The sequence below is a fragment of the Oleiphilus sp. HI0125 genome (genome assembly GCF_001635355.1).
In genome coordinates this window covers 1-725 of record NZ_LWGF01000975.1, presented here as the reverse complement: position 1 = coordinate 725, position 725 = coordinate 1, and the positions used below count along the sequence as shown (strand labels likewise).

Genomic DNA, 725 nt, shown 5'->3' with positions numbered 1-725 from the left:
GATGATTACGAGCGTACGTTGAGGAGCTGGCTGTTTCGCAAGCGGAACGCTACCACAAACAACGTAAATCCGTGAAGCAGTCATATCATGACTTGGCAAATGAAAAGTGGCAAGCAAGAAGTACAAGGCAGGCCCAAATCAAAACGCACGCGTCTTCGCTTAGGTTTTGCCGGCGATGATTTTAGTTACGCGATATCTCTCTTCTTACCGACACGATCTCGCTCCGCATTTGCTCTCGATCCCGAAATCAAAAAAGAATGCATATGGGCGGGAGAACGCTACTACCCTGCTCGCGTGCTGATCGATCGTGATGGGCCGATATTGAAATCTAGATCGGGACGGTCTTGGGATACTCTTAGTACACATATTCCACACTACGAAACGAGTTTTTCGCACAGCTCAGACCCGCAACGCGCTCCCGAAATCATCCAACTTCGCGATAAAATTGATCACTGGCACTTCTATGACCACTTTCGAACTGACAGTGCTGCGCCAGGACGGCAATCTTACCTTGGAAGCCGCACAACCATCTTATCTGACGATGGGCATGACCTTGCTGCTGCCCTCCAAACGGTTATAGAAATCGGCAACGAACAAGCCTTATATGAAACCATTGAAGAAGCATTTTACAGTACGCGCTTAGACATTAGCCGACATCAAATCCCCTTCATGCTCAATGCCCGCTTCATGTAGGGGGCTGACATTTAGTGATGCGAAAGCCTTAA

The 725-nt window shown here is 48.4% G+C and carries 1 protein-coding gene; it reads left to right on the top strand.

The window, feature by feature from the left end; genetic code table 11:
• Positions 1 to 87 precede the first annotated feature (87 nt).
• Positions 88 to 693, top strand: coding sequence for an AAA family ATPase (locus A3762_RS16555; protein ID WP_068756691.1), 606 nt, complete (start codon positions 88 to 90; stop codon positions 691 to 693).
• Positions 694 to 725 lie beyond the last annotated feature (32 nt).